Origin of the sequence: Serinibacter arcticus (assembly GCF_003121705.1) — a bacterium.
Taxonomy (GTDB): Bacteria; Actinomycetota; Actinomycetes; order Actinomycetales; family Beutenbergiaceae; genus Litorihabitans.
Genome location: NZ_PYHR01000002.1, coordinates 2,280,299 through 2,297,311, shown reverse-complemented (window position 1 = coordinate 2,297,311; position 17,013 = coordinate 2,280,299). Strand labels below are relative to the sequence as shown.

At 74.2% G+C, this 17,013-nt stretch carries 17 protein-coding genes and 1 pseudogene; 9 read left to right on the top strand and 9 right to left on the bottom strand.

What is annotated here, in order from left to right; all coding sequences use genetic code 11:
- Nucleotides 1-33 precede the first annotated feature (33 nt).
- Nucleotides 34-774 carry a metal ABC transporter ATP-binding protein gene (locus tag C8046_RS10360; RefSeq protein ID WP_109229374.1) on the bottom strand — a complete coding sequence of 247 codons (741 nt, stop codon included), beginning with the start codon at nucleotides 772-774 and terminating at the stop codon, nucleotides 34-36.
- Entirely contained in the window at nucleotides 771-1,733 is a 963-nt protein-coding gene (locus tag C8046_RS10355; protein ID WP_235866279.1) for a metal ABC transporter solute-binding protein, Zn/Mn family, read from the bottom strand. The genes C8046_RS10360 and C8046_RS10355 overlap by 4 nt, the downstream gene beginning before the upstream one ends.
- 95 nt (nucleotides 1,734-1,828) lie before the next feature.
- Between C8046_RS10355 and C8046_RS10350 the strand changes: the two genes are divergently transcribed.
- Nucleotides 1,829-2,524, top strand: coding sequence for a YggS family pyridoxal phosphate-dependent enzyme (locus C8046_RS10350; RefSeq protein ID WP_109229373.1), 696 nt, complete (start codon nucleotides 1,829-1,831; stop codon nucleotides 2,522-2,524).
- 185 nt (nucleotides 2,525-2,709) lie between these two features.
- Entirely contained in the window at nucleotides 2,710-4,665 is a 1,956-nt protein-coding gene (locus C8046_RS10345; protein ID WP_109230878.1) for an SdrD B-like domain-containing protein, read from the top strand.
- A gap of 73 nt (nucleotides 4,666-4,738) precedes the next feature.
- Here C8046_RS10345 and C8046_RS10340 read toward each other — a convergent pair whose 3' ends face one another.
- The gene (locus C8046_RS10340; RefSeq protein WP_109229372.1) at nucleotides 4,739-5,320 is read right to left on the bottom strand and encodes an alpha/beta family hydrolase; all 582 of its coding nucleotides are present in this window, start codon (nucleotides 5,318-5,320) and stop codon (nucleotides 4,739-4,741) included.
- A gap of 30 nt (nucleotides 5,321-5,350) precedes the next feature.
- Between C8046_RS10340 and C8046_RS10335 the strand changes: the two genes are divergently transcribed.
- The 5 genes and pseudogenes from C8046_RS10335 (at nucleotide 5,351) to C8046_RS10320 (ending at nucleotide 7,434) form a co-directional block, all read left to right on the top strand.
- Nucleotides 5,351-5,791 carry an acyl-CoA thioesterase gene (locus C8046_RS10335; RefSeq protein WP_235866278.1) on the top strand — a complete coding sequence of 147 codons (441 nt, stop codon included), beginning with the start codon at nucleotides 5,351-5,353 and terminating at the stop codon, nucleotides 5,789-5,791.
- 145 nt (nucleotides 5,792-5,936) lie between these two features.
- On the top strand, nucleotides 5,937-6,266 hold the full coding sequence (locus tag C8046_RS10330; protein ID WP_146197128.1) for a hypothetical protein: 330 nt from the start codon (nucleotides 5,937-5,939) through the stop codon (nucleotides 6,264-6,266).
- A gap of 32 nt (nucleotides 6,267-6,298) precedes the next feature.
- Nucleotides 6,299-6,763 (top strand): annotated as a pseudogene (locus C8046_RS19995) (PadR family transcriptional regulator); the annotation flags it as partial.
- A gap of 39 nt (nucleotides 6,764-6,802) precedes the next feature.
- Nucleotides 6,803-6,979, top strand: coding sequence for a hypothetical protein (locus C8046_RS19425; RefSeq protein ID WP_235866277.1), 177 nt, complete (start codon nucleotides 6,803-6,805; stop codon nucleotides 6,977-6,979).
- 11 nt (nucleotides 6,980-6,990) lie between these two features.
- The gene (locus tag C8046_RS10320) at nucleotides 6,991-7,434 is read left to right on the top strand and encodes a YybH family protein (protein ID WP_109229368.1); all 444 of its coding nucleotides are present in this window, start codon (nucleotides 6,991-6,993) and stop codon (nucleotides 7,432-7,434) included.
- A gap of 4 nt (nucleotides 7,435-7,438) precedes the next feature.
- On the opposite strand, the gene C8046_RS10315 is transcribed toward C8046_RS10320, so the two are convergent.
- A complete protein-coding gene (locus C8046_RS10315) occupies nucleotides 7,439-7,909 on the bottom strand; it encodes a MarR family winged helix-turn-helix transcriptional regulator (RefSeq protein ID WP_109229367.1) in 471 nt (156 codons plus the stop codon).
- 80 nt (nucleotides 7,910-7,989) lie between these two features.
- Here C8046_RS10315 and C8046_RS10310 point away from each other — a divergent pair, with 80 nt between their 5' ends.
- Nucleotides 7,990-9,888, top strand: a complete 1,899-nt coding sequence (locus tag C8046_RS10310; RefSeq protein WP_109229366.1) for an ABC transporter ATP-binding protein — start codon at nucleotides 7,990-7,992, stop codon at nucleotides 9,886-9,888.
- On the opposite strand, the gene C8046_RS10305 is transcribed toward C8046_RS10310, so the two are convergent.
- From C8046_RS10305 to C8046_RS10295, 3 genes are all read right to left on the bottom strand, one after another.
- The gene (locus C8046_RS10305) at nucleotides 9,889-11,223 is read right to left on the bottom strand and encodes a carboxylesterase family protein (protein ID WP_109229365.1); all 1,335 of its coding nucleotides are present in this window, start codon (nucleotides 11,221-11,223) and stop codon (nucleotides 9,889-9,891) included.
- 45 nt (nucleotides 11,224-11,268) lie between these two features.
- Nucleotides 11,269-12,831 (bottom strand): serine/threonine-protein kinase, encoded by a 1,563-nt coding sequence (locus C8046_RS10300; protein ID WP_109229364.1) that lies wholly within the window; start codon nucleotides 12,829-12,831, stop codon nucleotides 11,269-11,271.
- An 89-nt stretch (nucleotides 12,832-12,920) separates the two neighbouring features.
- Nucleotides 12,921-13,913, bottom strand: a complete 993-nt coding sequence (locus C8046_RS10295) for an aldo/keto reductase (protein WP_199224562.1) — start codon at nucleotides 13,911-13,913, stop codon at nucleotides 12,921-12,923.
- Between the two features lie 103 nt (nucleotides 13,914-14,016).
- Between C8046_RS10295 and C8046_RS10290 the strand changes: the two genes are divergently transcribed.
- Nucleotides 14,017-15,258, top strand: a complete 1,242-nt coding sequence (locus C8046_RS10290; protein WP_109229363.1) for a PP2C family protein-serine/threonine phosphatase — start codon at nucleotides 14,017-14,019, stop codon at nucleotides 15,256-15,258.
- A gap of 3 nt (nucleotides 15,259-15,261) precedes the next feature.
- Here C8046_RS10290 and C8046_RS10285 read toward each other — a convergent pair whose 3' ends face one another.
- Together C8046_RS10285 and C8046_RS10280 are read right to left on the bottom strand one after the other, a co-directional pair.
- Nucleotides 15,262-15,627 carry an ATP-binding protein gene (locus C8046_RS10285; protein ID WP_158277195.1) on the bottom strand — a complete coding sequence of 122 codons (366 nt, stop codon included), beginning with the start codon at nucleotides 15,625-15,627 and terminating at the stop codon, nucleotides 15,262-15,264.
- A gap of 94 nt (nucleotides 15,628-15,721) precedes the next feature.
- Nucleotides 15,722-16,987, bottom strand: coding sequence for a PP2C family protein-serine/threonine phosphatase (locus C8046_RS10280; protein ID WP_158277194.1), 1,266 nt, complete (start codon nucleotides 16,985-16,987; stop codon nucleotides 15,722-15,724).
- Between the last annotated feature and the right edge of the window lie 26 nt (nucleotides 16,988-17,013).

The following is a 17,013-nucleotide window of genomic DNA, read 5'->3' as shown; positions in this document are numbered from 1 at the left end:
GTTCGAGCAGGTCGGGGGCGGCGAGGAGGTCGGTCACGAGGCTGCTCCGAGTCCGAACGTGCGGGCGAGGGTCTCGGGGCGGAGCACGACGTCGGGCACGTCGTGCGCGACCACGCGACCGCGCACCACGAGCGCGGCCTCGTCGGCCAGGGCGGGCACGCCCGCGAGGTCGTGGGTGGCGAGGAGGACGCACGCCCCGGCGTCGGCCACCTCGCGCAGCACCGCGCCGATCGTCGCCTGCGAGGGCAGGTCGACCCCGGCGAACGGCTCGTCGAGCAGCAGCAGGTCGGCCTCCTGGGCGAGGGCGCGGGCGACGAGCGCGCGCTTGCGCTGCCCGCCGGACAGCGCGCCGATCGGGCGTCGCGCGAGGTCGGTCAGGCCGACCCGCTCCAGGGCGCGCGCGACGGCGTCGTGGTCGACGGCGCGCAGCCGGCGGGTGGGCCCGAGCCGCCCGTAGCGCCCCTGCTCGACGACGGTGCGCACGTCGATCGGGAAGGCGGCGTCGATCAGCTCCGCCTGCGGGACGGACGCGATGCCGCCGCCGCCCCGCCGTCGGGCCGCGGTCGGGGTGGCGCCGAGGACGGCGACGCTCCCGCCGTCGGGCCGCACCAGGCCGAGCGCGGCCTTGAGGAGGGTCGACTTGCCGGACCCGTTCACGCCGATGAGCGCGCACACCCGGCCGCCGTCGACGGTGAGGCTCGCGCCCGCGAGCGCGACGACGTCCCCGTAGCGCACGGTGAGGTCGACGACGGCGAGGCCGGGGGAGGTGGTCATCGGGAGCCTCCGGTCAGGCCCGCGGCGATGGTCTCGGCGTCGTGGCGCAGCAGGTCGAGGTAGGTGGGGACGGGGCCGTCGGGCTCCGACAGCGAGTCGACATAGAGGATCCCGCCGAAGGTCGCGCCCGTCTCGGCCGCGACCTGGCGCATGCCGCTCGCCGACACGGTCGACTCGCAGAACACGGCGGGCACCTCCCGCGCGGCCACCTCGTCGATGACGGCGGCGACCTGCCGCGGGGTCGACTGCTGCTCGGCGTTGACGGGCCAGAGGTAGACCTCGGCCAGACCGACGTCGGCGGCCAGGTAGGAGAACGCGCCCTCGCAGGTCACCAGCACGCGCTGCGCGGGTGGCACGGCGGCCAGGTCCGCCACGAGCTCCGTGCGCACCTCCTCGATCTCGGCCGCGTAGGCGGCGCCGTTGGCCTCGAAGTCGGCGGCGTGCGCCGGCACGAGGTCGCTCAGCGCGACGACGACGGCGTCCACGTAGTGCAGCACCTGCGTCGGGGACATCCAGGCGTGGGGGTTGATCGCGTCGCTCCCGGCGATCGGCAGGCCCTCGACCGCATCGGTGAGCGTGACGTGCGGGGCGTCGGAGTCGAGCAGGAAGGCGGCGAACCACGCCTCGAGGCCGAGGCCGTTGTCCAGCACGAGGTCGGCGCCGCTCGCCCGGACGACGTCCTGCGGCGTGGGCTCGTAGCCGTGGATCTCGGCACCGACGCGGGTGAGGGACTCCACGCGGACGTGGTCGCCCGCGACGGCCCCGGCGATGTCGGCCAGCACCGTGAACGTGGAGAGCACGAGGGGCCGGTCGTCGACGCCGTCCCCGTCGCGGTCGACGACGGCGGATGGCGCCGCGGTCGTCGGGGCGCCGGATCCGCAGCCGCCGAGCAGCGCCGCTCCGGCCCCGAGGGTGAGCAGGGCGACGGCGGTGCGCGGGCGTCGGACGGGGCGGGTCACGCGATCCTCCAGGCTGGCCGATGTGAAAAGTTCGGGTCACCAAACTCTACGGCCTCGGCGGGCTCGGCGCCTCGTCGGCGTGGCAGGCTGGGACGGTGGGACGCGAGGAGCTCGAGCAGCGGCTGGCCGCCGTGCGGCGCCGGATCGACGACGCCGCCCGGTCCGCCGGGCGCGATCCCGCCGCGGTGCGGCTGCTCGCCGTCAGCAAGACGGTGCCCGCCGCCGTCGTGCGCCTCGCGTTCGAGGCGGGCTGCCACGACCTGGGGGAGTCGCGGGCCCAGGAGCTCGCGGGCAAGGTCCGCGAGCTCGCGGACGTGTCGCCCCGCTGGGTCTTCCTCGGACCCGTCCAGACGAACAAGGCGCGCGACGTCGCCAGGGACGCCGACGAGCTGCACTCGCTCGACCGGCTCGAGCTCGCCGTCGCGCTGCAGCGCCGGCTCGAGATGGTCGACCGGAGCCTCGACGTGCTGGTCCAGGTCAACACCTCGGGCGAGGCGGAGAAGTCGGGGGTGGCCCCGGGGGACCTGACGGAGCTCGTGCGGGCCGTCGCCCCGCTGGACCGGCTGCGGGTCCGCGGGCTCATGACCATCGCCCCGCGAGGGGGCGACCTCGACGCGGCGCGGCGATGCTTCCGGGAGCTCGCGACCCTCGCGGAGCGCGTGCGCGGTGAGGCCGTGGACGGGGTAGGGATGGATGAGCTCTCGATGGGGATGTCGGGCGATCTCGAGGCGGCGATCGCCGAGGGCGCGACCACGGTGAGGGTGGGAACGGCGCTGTTCGGCACGAGGTGACGCGGTTCTGAACGGCTCGTGCGCGCTGTCCACAGGCTCGACGTCGATCACCCACGGCCGTCCGTAGACCTGTTAGGTTGCCCGGGTCGGGGGCCGGCGTGCATCTGTCGCATCCGTGATCTGTCCCTCCGCATCTCGAGAGAGCAACACAGGGGGCGCCCTCGCCGCCCCAGGGGGAGCAGTTCATGAGTGCACCACGAGTACGACAGCCCACAACCACGAGCGCCCGGCGTCGCGTCGCAGCGGCCCTGACCGCCGCAGCCGCCGCGCTGATCGGATCGGTCGCGATCGCCGGTCCGGCGGCTGCAGCCGATGTGTCCATCGCGGTCTCCAACGCCACGCTCCGCGGCTCGTCCGACGACGTCGGCGAGCTCGATCCCGGTGAGTGGCTCCGGTTCGACGCCGACCTGGCCACGCCGCCCGGCAGCATCGTCCGCGCCGGGGACACCTTCTCGGTCACGCTGCCGGCCGCGCTGCGCCTGGTCTCGGCGGCACCGTTCACGATGACCGACACCGCGGGTGCCGCGGTGGCCACGTGCGTCTACCAGGCGGACACGGACCCGCAGAATCTGGTCTGCACGTTCACGAACGCCGAGCCGATCCAGGACTGGGCCGGCAAGATCTGGTTCACCGCGGCGGTCGAGAACCAGCCGGGCGAGGTCGACCTGACCTTCAAGGTCAACGACACCGTCATCGTGCCGTTCACGGGCACGATCGGTACCGGCCCGACCGGGCCGTCGGAGCCCGACGACTTCGACAAGGGCTCGGGCATCCACACGTCCTACGAGTACATCAGCTGGGGCCTGTCCATCCCGTCCTCGCGGACCGCCGAGCTGCGTGGGCTGGCGACCGTCACGATCTCCGACGACCTCGTCAACGACGATCCGGAGTTCAAGCCGCACGCGATCGACCCGGACTCGTTCCGGTTCGTGCGCTATGCGGTCGACGCCGGGGGCGGCTTCGCCTGGGGCACCGCCCAGGAGGTCGACCCGAGCCTGTTCACGGTCGGCTTCCGCGGGCCCGCGACGGCGCCGACCGGCTTCACCATCTCGACGACGGGCAGCATCTTCGAGGCGGGCTACTACTACCGCGTCGAGTACACCACCGACCCGATCGGCGGCGTCTACATCCCGGGCGACAAGTACAAGAACGACGCGGAGATCGCCGGTAACGCCGTCACGTCCACCTCGACCGTGATGGCGTACGGCGGTGGCGCCGGTGACGGTTCGCGCTACGTGGACTTCAGCATCACCAAGCAGGTGACGGGTGAGGCCGTGCCCGACGACACGACGTTCACCGTCGAGGTCACGGCCCCGGGTCACGATCCGCGCACCCTCACGGTCGTGAACGGCGGCCTGGCGCAGTCCGGCTACTACCCCGTCGGCACGACCCTGACGGTGAGCGAGGTCGACCTTCCCGCCGTTCCGGGCATCACCTGGGGCGAGGTCACCGTCGCAGGTGACGGGGTCGTCGACAACGGCGACGGCACGTGGTCGCTGACGCCCGCCGGCGGCACGACCGCGGTGCTCACGCTGACCAACGTCGCCCGGGCCGCCGTCCCGGCGAAGGTCTCGGTCGGCGACTACGTCTGGTTCGACACGAATCGCGACGGTGTCCAGGACGCCGGCGAGCGCCCGATCCCGGGCGTCACTCTCACGCTCACGGGTCCCGACGGGAAGCCGGTCACGGACGTCAACGGCGTGCTCGTACCGCCCACGACGACGGACGCCGGCGGGAAGTACCTGTTCGCGAACCTGCCCGTGCTCGCCGTCGGTGGCTACACCGTGACCGTCACCCCGCCCGCGGGGTACGTCGCCACGACGCCGGGGACCACGACGCGCGACGCCGACTCCTCGACGTCGTCCGCCACGTCGCTGTCGCTGCCGAACGACGGCGACTCCGACCTGACGCTCGACTTCGGGTTCGTCGCCCTCGAGGCGTCGCCGTCGCCCACCGCGACGGTGACGCCGACGGCGACGGCCACGCCGAGCGTCGCACCGACCGTGACCCACCCGCCGACGCGGCCGACGCTGCCGACGACGGGCGCCGACGGCGCGCGTCTCGGCCTCGCCGTCGCCGGTGGGCTCGTGCTCGCCGGGACGGGGGCGCTGCTGGTCCGCCGTCGTCGGGTGCAGGACTGACGCGGGAGTGACCGGCCGGATCCGGTGACGGACCGACGGGGGTGGGTGGCAGCGGCCACCCGCCCCCGTTCCGCTACCCGAGCCAGTCGCGCACCGCAGCGACGACGGGGCCGTCGGCGGGCGAGTGGTTGCCCGTGACGAGCACGAGTCCGCAGCCGCCGGGGATGACCGCCAGGTGCTCGGCGAGCTCGGCCGGGTTGCCGAACGGGTCGCGCTCGCCCGAGACGGCGAGGGTCGGCGCCGTGATCCGGGGGAGGTGTTCCGTGCGGAGCGTCCCTGGCCTGCCCGGCGGGTGCAGGGGGTAGGAGAGCAGGGCGAGCCCGGCCACCTCGAGGCCGTCGGCCACGGCGATCGAGGCCATCCGACCGCCGAACGACCGTCCGCCGACGGCGATGCGCGACGTCGGGACGCCCAGCTCGGCGGCGAGCCCGACCACGAGCTCGCGCACGTGCGCGACGGCGACCGCCGGTCGTTCGGGCCCCGACCGGCCCGCGGTGCGGTTGGGGAACTCGGCGCGGACGATCGGGAGGGCGTCCCCGAGCCCGCGCTCGAGGGCGACCAGCGTGCGGTTGTCCCGCCCGCCGCCGGCGCCGGGCAGGACGACGAGGCCGGCCGGGCGCCGGTCGAGCGGTGTCGGTGCTGCGTGAAGGCTCATGCCGGTGACGGTAGCGAGAGAATGGGCTCCATGAGCGGAGCGGGCAGGGCCAGGATCGAGATGCCGGTGCGGTGGTCGGACGTCGACCTCTTCGGGCACGTGAACAACGCCGCGTTCCTCAGGTTCCTCGACGACGCGCGGTTCGCGACGTTCCCCCGGATGGGGGTCGATGCCGCGGGCGGCCTCACCGACGCCGTGCTCGTCGTCGTGAAGCACGAGATCGACTACCTCGCGGCAGTTCCGTTCACGGCCGAGCCGGTGACCGTGGAGGTCTGGGTCTCCCGGATCGGGGCGTCATCGGTCGACTTCGGCTACGAGGTCCTCTCGCACGAGGGTGCCACCCTCCTGCTCGCCCGATCGCGCATGGTCCAGGTCGACCGCGCCACCGGCCGGCCCCGGGCGTTCGGTGACGCCGAGCGGGCCGACTTCCTGCACCACCAGGACGCGACACCGGAGCTGCGAGGCTGGTAGCAGCGTCGTCGACCCCGGACGAGCGTCCGTCTCCCCCGTGTTCTTGGGCCCGGCCCATTCCGCAACCCTGGTCGTGCGCCGCCGGCCCGTGCTTGCCGGCCAGGACGGCTCCAGGGGCTTCGCCCTGATCCTCACCATGCGGGCCATGAAGCGGAGGTCCGCCACGCAGCGTGCGTTCCCGGTCAACGGCACCCCGGTCGTCGTGTCGGTCCCCCTGCCCGGCCGGGGTAGCGGTCTCCGTCCCGGCCTCCGTGTCTCCGGACGGGCGCAGCGTGCCCGCCCGACCCGACCCGACCCGACCCTGACGGTGTCCGCCCTGACCTGTCACACCGACGTGCCGGCCGAGCTGATCGAGCCGACGACGCTCGAGAACGAGAGCGCCTACGGCGACACCGCCGCTCGCTCGGCCGTTCCCGAAGAAGATAACGATAGGTCGTTGACATTCTCCCGCAAGAGGATCACGATATATCTGTAACGATCGTGACCAACCAAGGAGACTGACATGCGATCCATGAACGACGACGACAGGTTCTCGCCCCGCTGGGCCCCCGCGGCCCCTGGGGGCGCGGCGAGGATGACCGCTCGGGTGACCCGAGCACCCCGGCCGGCCCCGGCCGCCGAGGTCACCGCGGCCCGTTCGGCGCAGGGTTCGGCGCAGGATTCGGAGCGAGCTTCGGCCCCGGTCCTGGCTTCGGCCCCGGCGGCCCGGGCTTCGGACCCGGCGGCCCCGGCCGTCGCGGACGCCGCGCCCGTCGCGGTGACGTCCGCCAGGCCATCCTCGCGCTGCTCGCCGAGGGCAGCGCCAACGGCTACGGCCTGATCAAGGCGATCGAGGAGAAGACGGGCGGCGTCTGGCGCACCAGCCCCGGCTCCGTCTACCCGACGCTCGCGCAGCTCGCCGACGAGGGTCTCATCGCCCCCGTCGAGGGCGGCACGGGCGGAGGCACCGAGTACACGCTCACGGAGGCCGGCGGCACCTACGTCACCGAGCACGCCGAGGAGCTGGCCAAGGTGTGGGCGCCCGCAGGCGAGACGTGGGCCGAGGTGGGCGACATGATGCTCGCCGGCCGCAAGCTGATGGACGTGCTCCGACAGGTCGCCGCCCACGGCACCGACGAGCAGCGCGCGACGGCGGCCACCAAGATGGACGACCTGCGCCGCGAGCTCTACCGCATGCTCGGCGAGTAGGGTCCGGTGCCATGACCGGCACCACGCACGCCGACCCCACCGAGGCGATCGCCGACATCGCCCGCAGCTACGGCGAGAGGGCCGCCGCGCTCGACGCGGCGGCCTTCATCGCGCTGTACGACGACGGGATCGTCGTCCACGACCTCTTCAGTCCCGAGCCGATCGTCGGGATCGACGTGTGGCGCGCCCAGGTCGACCACTGGTTCGGCGACGTGACGTCCGAGGACACCAACGTCGCCCGGATCGGGCCGCTCACCATCCACGCGTCGGGTGACCTCGCCACCGCCTTCGGTCGCGTCCGCTACGGGATCCTCGGGCAGGACGGCACCGAGCGCTACGGCATGTGGAACCGCCTCACCTGGGTGCTCCGGCGGGACGGTGACGCCTGGCGCATCGTCCACGAGCACACCTCGGTCTCCCTCGACGCGGAGTCGGGTCAGCCCGTCCTCGGCTGACCGGTCACCTCTCGTCCCGGACGAGACGGAGGAGCAGCGAGGCGAGCGCGGCGCGCTCGCCGTCGTCCAGCGGTTCGAGGAAGCGCACGGCCGCCTCGCCCCACGACCGCTCGACCGCGGTGTGCTCCTCGAGCCCGGTCGGGGTCGGCACCACCTCGACGGCCCGCCGGTCGCCCGCGCTCGGCCGCCGCTCCACCAGGCCGCGCGCGACGAGCCGGTCGACGACCTCGGTCGCCGAGCGCGGGGCGATGCGCAGCGCCGTCGCGATGTCGGCCAGGCGGGGGGCGGACCCGTCGCCCCCGCAGGAGCGCACCACCACCCGCAGGGCGCGCGACTCGTGCGGGGACAGGTCGTGCGCCGCCAGGCCGTCGCCCCAGGTGCGGCGCAGTCCTCGCGCGGCCTCGAGGATCAGGTCGGCCTCGCGCACGCCGGTGCGACCGAAGGCGCGATTCCCGGCGGGGGAGGGCTCTGTCATGCACCTCACAGTAGCGCGCACTAGCGCTGCTGCCTCATTGTGAGGTAACCTCAGCATATGAACCAGTAGAGAGGTCACCCATGACATCCACCCAGACTTCGGGCGCGCGTCGCGCCCCCGCCGCGACCGGCGGCCCCTCCCGCTCCCCCCGCCCGGCCGGCGGCCGTGGCGAACCCGCTCGCCGCGACCCGGCCGACGTCGCCCAGCTCGCCGAGCACCCCGTCTCCTACCGCCGCATCGGCGGTCTCTTCGCGCCCCACGTGCGGCGCCTGTTCGTCGTCGTCTCCCTCATCGTCTCCTCGTCCGCGATCGGGCTCGCGACGCCGTTCCTCACCCGCGAGATCATCGACCATGCGCTCCCGAACCAGGACGTGGCGCTGCTGCTGCGCTGCGTCGGGCTGCTGATCGCCGTCGCCGCGGCCACCGCCGTGATCGGCGTGCTGCAGACCTGGCTCGCCACCGGCGTCGGCCAGCGGATCATGCACGACCTGCGCACGCGTCTGTTCGCCCACCTGCAGCGCCAGGACCTCGGTTTCTTCACCCGGACCCGCGCCGGTGAGGTGACCTCGCGCCTGACCAACGACATCGCCGGCGTGCAGGGCGTCGTCACCAGCTCGGCCACCTCGGCCGCCGCCAACGTCACCACGGTGGTCGGCTCCCTCGTGGCGATGCTCGCCCTCAGCTGGCGGCTCACGCTCATCTCGCTCGTCGTCGTCCCGCCCGCGATCTGGGTCAGCCGCAAGGTCGCCCACATGCGCCGCGAGGTGACCGCCAGGCGGCAGACCGCCCTCGCCGACCTGCACGGCCAGATCGACGAGTCGCTCTCGATCAGCGGCATCACGCTGGCCAAGACGCTCGGCAGCGGCCCGGCGCTCGCGGACCGGTTCACGACGACGTCGCGCGGCATGTACGCGCTCGAGGTCGCCGCCCAGCTCGCCGGCCGCTGGCGGATGGCGACGATGTCGATCATCTTCGCCGCGATCCCCGCGCTCCTGTACCTCGCCGCCGGCCTCCCGGCCACGTCGGCCGGCATGACGATCGGCACGCTCGTCGCCTTCACCGCGCTCCAGGGCGGGCTCTTCCGCCCGCTGATGGGCCTGCTCGACGTCGGCGTCCAGCTCACCGCCTCGACCGCCCTGTTCTCCCGGCTCTTCGAGCATCTCGACCTGCCCGTGCTCATCGACGACCCGACCGATCCCGTCCCGTTCGCCGACGTGCGTGGCGAGGTCGCCTTCGACGACGTGACCTTCCGCTACCCGGGCGCCGAGACGGACGCCGTCAGCGGCGTCACCCTCCGGGTCCCGGCGGGCGGCCACCTCGCCCTGGTCGGCGCGACCGGCTCCGGCAAGACGACCCTGTCCTCGCTCGTCCCGCGTCTGCACGACGTCACGAGCGGCGCCGTGCGGATCGACGGCGTCGACGTCCGCGACGTCGCGCTCGCCGACCTCGCCGCGGCCGTCGGCGTCGTGTCGCAGGAGTCCTACCTCCTCCACGCGAGCGTCGCGGACAACCTGCGCGCCGCCCGGCCCGACGCGACCGACGCCGAGATCGAGGCGGCGGCCCGCGCGGCCCGGCTGCACGACGTCGTGATGGCCCTCCCCGAGGGGTACGACACGCTGGTGGGCGCCCGCGGCCACCGGTTCTCCGGCGGCGAGCGTCAGCGCGTGGCGATCGCCCGGACGCTGCTGCGCGACCCGCGCGTGCTGGTGCTGGACGAGGCCACCTCGGCCCTGGACAACACGACGGAGCGCGCCGTGCAGGAGGCGCTCGACGTCGTCGCCCGCGGCCGCACGACCATCACCATCGCCCACCGCCTCACCACGGTGCGCGACGCCGACGTCATCGCGGTGCTCGACGGCGGAGAGGTGCTCGAGCAGGGCACGCACACCGAGCTGCTCGCCGCCGGCGGCGCCTACGCTCGCCTGTGGCGGGACGCCGGCGCCGTCGAGCAGTCCGTCGACAGCACGCTGGCGGCCTGACTACCGCGTCACGGTGACGCGACCCCCGCCGGGCAGCGTGATGTCGCCGGTCGGTGCGCCCTCGCCGCGGGCGAACGCGGTCCACGCCGCGCGCAGCGGCGCCCCGATCTCGACCAGCCGCGCCGTGTCGAGCGTGCCGAGCATCGTCATCCCGCGCCACGCCCGCGCCGCCGGGAACAGCAGGGGCAGCTCGATCGCGTGCATCGATCCCGCCCGGTTGCCCGGAGGGACCCACTGCACCTCGTACCGGGCGACGACGGCGGAGCCGAGCAGGTCCGCGAACCGCGCGCCCGGGCGGCGGTAGATGGCGTCCGTGAGGCTCCGCACCAGGACCCGGCGGGCGGCGGCCCCGGTGCGCGTCCCCGTGAGGCGCTGCTTCACCTGGGCGGGCAGCCCGCCCAGGAAGAACGCCGCCTCGTCGCTCGTCCAGCCGATCATCACCTCGACCTCGTCGGCCCGACGGCGCCACTCGGCCTCCGCCTCCGCCTCGGCGGGGAGCGGCGCCGCGCCGTACTCGGGCGCGAACGGCATCCCCGCGCGCAGCCCGAAGCGCAGGGCCGCGCGCTGGACGGAACCCTTGAGCGCGAGGACGTCCGCCGTCGTGGCCCCGACGGGAACCTCGCCCACGACGCCGCGCGCGGCGCGGAGCAGCTTCTCCCGCCGCCCGCGGATGCCGAACGGTCCGCTCTGGAGCACGAGCCGCCGGAACAGGCCCTCCGTCCCGTCGGCCACCATCAGGTGCGCCGCGGCGTCGGCGCCGGCGGACTGCCCGAAGACGGTGACGTTGCCGGGGTCGCCCCCGAGCTCGGCGATCGCCTCCTGCACCCACCGCAGCCCGACCACGAGGTCGAGCAGCCCGAGATTCGCGGGCCGGCCGTCGCCCCCGAGGAAACCGAACGTCCCGAGCCGGTAGGTGAGGTTCACGACGGCGACGCGCCCCTCGCGCGCGAGGGCGGCGGCGTCGTAGATCGCCAGGTCGCCCGCCCCGGACACGTACGAGCCGCCGTGGATCCACACCATCACGGGCAGGCGCTCCCCGGGCGCGAGGTCGTCCGGCACGGTGACGGTCGCGACCTGGCAGTCCTCGGTCAGCCGCACGTCGCGCATCACGGTCGCCATGTCCCCGACGGGGTCGGCCGTCTGCGGGCAGGCGATCACGGGTGAGAACGGGTCGTTGACCTCCTCGCCGGGCGGGACGAGGACGGGGGCGGCGAACCGGTCGGCGCGCGCGTAGCGCAGGTTCCGGTACCGGACGACGCCGGCGGCGGGATCGGCCAGCCCGCGCCACCGCCCCGCACCCGAGGTCGTGACGGTGTCGGCGAGCTGTGCGGTCATCCCCCCATCGTCACACCGCGACCTGGGCGTCGGCTGAACCAGCCGCTAGCCCAGGATCGAGGAGGTGCGCTCGGCGCCGTCGACCGGCGCGACGATGCAGGAGAAGCCGCGGTCGCCCGCGAGGAAGGCGGCCTCCGACGGCGGCACGACATCGAGCCGCCAGGCGGCGGGGTCGGCGGGCGCCCCGAGGTAGGTCCCGAGCGCCTCGAGCGTGCAGGCGGCGACGACGGCGGGATCGGCCGCGACATCGTCGACCCGCGCCGACTCGGTGGTCCCGTCGAGGTAGCCCGTCGCGTAGCTCTCCCAGCGGTGCGGCTCCGTGCAGGAGCGGGGATCGGCCGACACGTTGCCGCCGATGACGACCAGGCCGCCCCAGCAGGCGTCCACGGGCGGGGCGGGGGCCTCGGGGGTCTCGGCCACGGGCGTCGCGTCGGGCGTCGCGTCCGACGCCGTCCCGCTCACCGGCGTCGCGCCGGGCTCCGCGCTCGACGACGACTCGGCGGCACCGGCCCCGGCCGCGCCGTCGAGACCGGCGCGGGTGGCGAGCGAGCCGACGGTGCCGCCGAGCACGAGGGCGCTCGCGGCCAGGGCGATCGGCAACCAGCGTCGGGGTCGCCGGGACGCCGCCGCACCGGACGCCACGGCGCCCGACGCCACGGCGCCGGGCGCGACCGCGCCGTGCGCCGTCGACGCGGCGACGGGCGACCCGCGCAACGAGAGCTCGAGCGCCGCGGGCGGCGCCGTCACGACCGTCACCTCGGGACCGCCGACGTGTCCGGTCGACGGGCCGAGCAGGGCGCGCACGCGCTGCAGGTCGGACCGCAGCTCGGCGGCCGAGGCGTGGCGGTTCGCGGCGTCGTAGGCGGTCGCCCGCCACAGGACCGGCATCACGACGTCGGCCCCGGGCACGTCGGGCGCGGGCAGTCGCTCCGGGAGCGAGGCCACGATCTCGGTGAGGGGGAGGGATCCGCCGTCGGGCCGCCGCCGCGGGGCTCCACCGACGAGCATCGCGTACACGGTCGCCCCCATCGACCAGACGTCCGACCGCGTCGTCGGCACCCCTCCGGTGAAGACCTCGGGCGGCGCGTAGGCCGGGGTGAGGGCCTCGAGCGTGGCGGAGAAGGCCTCGTCGCCGAGGATCTGCCGGGCCGCGAGCCCGAAGTCCGACAGGCGGGGCGTGCCGTAGGCGTCGATGAGGATGTTGCCCGGCTTGACGTCGCGGTGCAGGATGCCGGCCTCGTGCGCGGCGGCGAGCGCCCCGGTCACGGCGATCCCGATGTCGAGCGCGTCGACGGCGGGCAGCGCGCCGTCGCGGCGCAGCAGGTCGGCCAGGGAGCCGCGCTCGCACAGCTCCATGACGAGGTAGGGGTGGTCGTCGGAGGTGGTGCCGGCGTCGATGAGCGACACCACGTGCGGGTGGCTCGAGATCCGCCCGGCCGCCGTCGCCTCGCGCACGAACCGGCGCTGGTTGCGCTCCTGGCTCACCGCCCGGGAGTCGATCTTGACGGCGACGGGCCGCTGCACGGCGCGCTGCACCCCCGCGTACACGACGGCGTTGCCGCCCCGGCCGATGACCTCGCCGAGGTCGACTCCGGGGATCTCGGGCATGGGTGCACGCTACCGCGCAGGCGGCGACGACGGACGCCCGCCCTCCGGGTCGGAGGACGAGCGTCCGTGGTGCTGCAGGTGGCGCCGGGTCAGGCCGTCGCGGCCAGCGCCTGCTCGACGGCGGTGACCTCCTCGGCCGTCAGGTCGGGCGCCGACCCGGCCGAGACGTTGCCGAGCAGCTGCTCCACGGACGAGGCGCCGACGATCGCCGAGGTCACGCGACCCCCGCGCAGCACCCACGACAGCGCGAGCTGCGCGATCGTCTGACCGCGGCCCGCCGCGATCGGCTGCAGGGCGCGCACCTTGGCGATGCGGTCGGGCGTGATGTGCTCGCTGCGGAGGTAGCGGCCGTCCTTGCCGGCGCGGGAGTCCGCGGGCACGCCGTCGAGGTAGCGCTCCGTGAGGAGGCCCTGCTCGAGCGGGGAGAAGACGATCGAGCCCACGCCGCCGGCGTCGAGCACGTCCTGGAGCGAGCGGTCGTCGCCGCTCTCGTGGGCGCCCGGCTCCTCGATCCAGCGGTCCAGCATCGAGTAGCGCGGCTGGTGGATCGTCAGCGGGGTCCCGAGGTCGCGCAGGATCTCCGCCGCACGGGCCGTGTCGGCCGCGTTGTAGTTGGAGATGCCGACGTAGAGCGCCTTGCCCGCGCGGACGATCGAGTCGAGCGCGCCCATCGTCTCCTCGAGCGGCGTCTCGGGGTCGCGGCGGTGGGAGTAGAAGATGTCGACGTAGTCCAGGCCGAGGCGCTGCAGGGACGCGTCGAGCGAGGAGACGAGGTACTTGCGCGAGCCGCCGTCGCCGTACGGGCCGGGCCACATGTCGTAGCCGGCCTTGCTCGAGATGAGCAGCTCGTCGCGGTAGGGGCGCCAGTCGGCGGCGAAGTGGCGGCCGAAGCTCGCCTCCGCGGCGCCGTAGGGCGGGCCGTAGTTGTTGGCGAGGTCGAAGTGGGTGACGCCGTTGTCGAAGGCGGCGCGCAGCAGGTCGCGCTGCGTGCGGCGGTCGTTGCTGTCACCGAAGTTGTGCCACAGGCCCAGGGAGATGCGGGGCAGCTTGAGCCCCGATGCCCCGGAACGGGCGTAGGTCATGCGCTGGTATCGGTCGTCGTCGGCCCGGTAGGCGGGATGGATGTCCACCTGCTGATCGTAGGCGGGTCGGCCCGCCGACGGGGGTCGCCGATAGCATGCTGAGATGCAGACAGGGGACGTCGCCACCGCCGGACCGGTGCCGGAGTACGACCGCTACGCCCGCCTCGTCCGCGCGCTCACGGGGGCGACCACCGCCCTGGTCGGGTTCGTCGAGGGCGATCGCCAGGTCTTCCCCGGGGCGGTGGGCCTGCCGGCGAACCTCAGGGACCAGCGCTGGATCCCGCTCGACCACTCGCTGTGCACGCGCGTCATCGCGATCGACGCGCCGCTCGCCGTCTCCGACGCCCGCCTCGACCCGAGCCTGGCCGACCACCCCGCCGTCCGCGACTACGGGCTGGTCAGCTACGCGGGCTTCCCCGTGCACGGCTCGTCGGGGACGCTGGTGGCCACCCTCTGCGCCGTCGACTACGTCCCGCACGTCTGGGACGAGGCGACGCTCCAGGTGCTCGGCGACCTCGCGGCCGCGTGCGCCACCGAGGTGCAGCTGCGCGAGCGGCAGGAGCAGGCCCAGGCGGCCCGCGAGGCCGCCGAGCGCAGCGACGCCGTCACCTCGGCCCTGCTGGAGGAGCGGCGCGGGGTCGCCCACACCCTGCAGGCGGCCATGCTCACGGATCTGCCGGCCACCGACGGGGTGCGGCTGGACGCGGTCTACGCGCCCGCCGTCGCCACCGAGGACGTGGGCGGTGACTGGTACGACGCGATGGTGCTGGCGGACGGCGGGATCGCGCTCGCCGTCGGTGACATCACGGGGCACGACATCCAGGCCGCCGCGATCATGGGGCAGATGCGGTCGATGCTGCGGGCCCTGTGGTGGGAGCACGACAAGCCGCCGTCGCTGATCCTCAGCCTGCTGGACGAGGCCTCGATCGGGACGGGCCTGGCGGCCTCGGGCACGGCGCTGCTGGCGCGACTCGAACCGGATCGCGGCACCGGCACGCGGCGCCTGCTGTGGTCCTCGGCGGGTCATCCCGTCCCGCTGGTCGCGCGGGCGGACGGGACGGTCGAGGTGCCGGGCGGTCGACCGGACCCGCTGCTCGGCTTCACCCCGGGGTGCCCGCGGACCGACCGCTGGCTCGACCTCGGCCCCGGCGACACGGTCGTGATGTTCACCGACGGTCTCATCGAGCGCCGGACCGAGTCGCTGGCGCACGGGATCGACCGGCTGGCGATGGCGGTGCGCGAGGGTCTGCTCACGCCGAAGGAGCTGCTCGCCCACCTCGCGCCGAAGGAGCTGCGCGACGACGACGTCGTCGTGCTCACCGCGACGACGCTGCTGCCGGTCTAGCGCTCAGGCGGCGGTGATCGGGACCCTGGCGGTGTCGGCGCTGCGCGCCAGCTCGAGCCAGACGGACTTGCCGCGGCTGCCGATCGTGGTGCCCCACTGGGTGGAGAGCTGCTCGACGAGCGCGAGGCCGCGACCCCCGGAGGCGCCTCTGTCGGCGCTGCGGGCGTGCGGAACCCGACCGACGGCGTCCGACACCTCGACGCGTGTGCGCCACCGGTCGACGTCGATCGACAGCTCGACCGGTGGTCGAGCGTGAACGATCGCGTTCGTCACGAGCTCGCTCACCAGGAGAACCAGGATCTGGCTCTCCTCCTTGCCCAGTCCGGCCTCGGCGAAGGCGTCGGCAGCGCGCCTCCGCGCGGCTGCCACACCGTCAACACCTGCCCGAACCGACCATTGCTTGTGCATGTGGTCCTTCCGTGCCCCCACGTCTAGCGTGCTCCCTCGCCCGGGTTCCGGCAAGTCAGGACTGCGTGAACCACACCGTCAGGGTCACGACGGTGAAGGACGCGACCACGAGACCGAGCCAGATGACGTCGGAAACCGTGGCGCGACGGCGTTCGGGTCGGTCGGAGGTCGGTGCGGCGTCGGAGTCGTCCGACGTGATCGAGGTCGAGGTGGTGCCGTCGTCGGCCGGCGTGACCGGCCCGAAGCGCTGCTCGAGGTCGTCGGGCTCGGTGGGTTCCGCGGGCTCGACGGGCTCGGGAAGCGCGACGGGCTCGCTGTCGGGTTCCGGGGCGATGTCGCTCCCGTTCTCCTCGGGCGCGACGGGCACCGTGTCCACGTCGACCGTCTCGACCTCGGCAGCCTCCACGGGGCCGGCGGCTCGTCGCGGCGGCAGCGTGTCCTCGTCGATCTCGTCCACCGGGGTGCGCGGGACCGTGTCGAGCACGGTGGCGGCGTCCGGGAAGGTCTCGAGGAGCACGCCGCGGGCGCTCGGCGTGAGCTGGGCCTGGCCGAGGGAGGCGCCGACGACGACGGGCGGCTCGGGCACGAAGGCGTCCGCCTCGACCTCGGGGTCGTGCACGTCGGCCACGATCACGGTCACGTTGTCCCGGGTACCGGCGTCCAGCGCTCCCCGCAGCAGACTCCGGGCCGCGTCCAGGGGAGAACCCCGGAGCAGCGAGGCGACCAGCGACTCGTGCGTCACGTAGTCCGACAGCCCGTCGCTGCACAGCAGCACGCGGTCGCCGGCCCGGACGTCGACGGTGACGCCGACGTCGGGCAGGTCGTCGCTGGAGTCGTCGATGGAGCGCAGGATGACCGACCGGTACGGGTGCGTGCGCACCTCGCTCGGGTCCAGCCGGCCGGAGTCCACGAGCCGCTGCACGTGCGTGTGGTCGGTCGTGATCTGCGTGACCTCGCCGTCACGCACGCGGTAGAGCCGCGAGTCGCCGACGTGCGTGAGCACCATGCCGTCGGGCCCGACGCCGAGACCGACGAGCGTGGTCCCCATGCCCTCCATCTCGTGGTCGGCCAGCGACATGCCGCGCAGCGCGCCACGGGCTTCGCGCGCGGCGTCGCGCACGGCGTCGGTGGTGATCTCCGCGCCCGGCGCGAGCAGGCGGCTGAGCGCGTGCATGACGACGGCGGAGGCCACCTCTCCGGCGGCGTGGCCCCCCATCCCGTCCGCCAGGGCCAGCAGCGTGCCGCTGGCGAGCGCCGAGTCCTCGTTGTTCGTCCGCACGGTGCCGACATCCGTCAGCGCAGCGAAGGAGAAGGAGTTCATGGTGGGCATCATTGTCCTACACGCGG

Bases quoted from the DNA above. Each gene is read 5' to 3' on its own strand.
- C8046_RS10360 (WP_109229374.1), bottom strand. From the start codon at position 774: ATGACCACCTCCCCCGGCCTCGCCGTCGTCGACCTCACCGTGCGCTAC.
- C8046_RS10345 (WP_109230878.1), top strand. From the start codon at position 2,710: ATGAGTGCACCACGAGTACGACAGCCCACAACCACGAGCGCCCGGCGT.
- C8046_RS10340 (WP_109229372.1), bottom strand. From the start codon at position 5,320: ATGAGCCTTCACGCAGCACCGACACCGCTCGACCGGCGCCCGGCCGGC.
- C8046_RS10335 (WP_235866278.1), top strand. From the start codon at position 5,351: ATGAGCGGAGCGGGCAGGGCCAGGATCGAGATGCCGGTGCGGTGGTCG.
- C8046_RS10330 (WP_146197128.1), top strand. From the start codon at position 5,937: ATGAAGCGGAGGTCCGCCACGCAGCGTGCGTTCCCGGTCAACGGCACC.
- C8046_RS10320 (WP_109229368.1), top strand. From the start codon at position 6,991: ATGACCGGCACCACGCACGCCGACCCCACCGAGGCGATCGCCGACATC.
- C8046_RS10315 (WP_109229367.1), bottom strand. From the start codon at position 7,909: ATGACAGAGCCCTCCCCCGCCGGGAATCGCGCCTTCGGTCGCACCGGC.
- C8046_RS10310 (WP_109229366.1), top strand. From the start codon at position 7,990: ATGACATCCACCCAGACTTCGGGCGCGCGTCGCGCCCCCGCCGCGACC.
- C8046_RS10305 (WP_109229365.1), bottom strand. From the start codon at position 11,223: ATGACCGCACAGCTCGCCGACACCGTCACGACCTCGGGTGCGGGGCGG.
- C8046_RS10300 (WP_109229364.1), bottom strand. From the start codon at position 12,831: ATGCCCGAGATCCCCGGAGTCGACCTCGGCGAGGTCATCGGCCGGGGC.
- C8046_RS10295 (WP_199224562.1), bottom strand. From the start codon at position 13,913: ATGACCTACGCCCGTTCCGGGGCATCGGGGCTCAAGCTGCCCCGCATC.
- C8046_RS10290 (WP_109229363.1), top strand. From the start codon at position 14,017: ATGCAGACAGGGGACGTCGCCACCGCCGGACCGGTGCCGGAGTACGAC.
- C8046_RS10280 (WP_158277194.1), bottom strand. From the start codon at position 16,987: ATGAACTCCTTCTCCTTCGCTGCGCTGACGGATGTCGGCACCGTGCGG.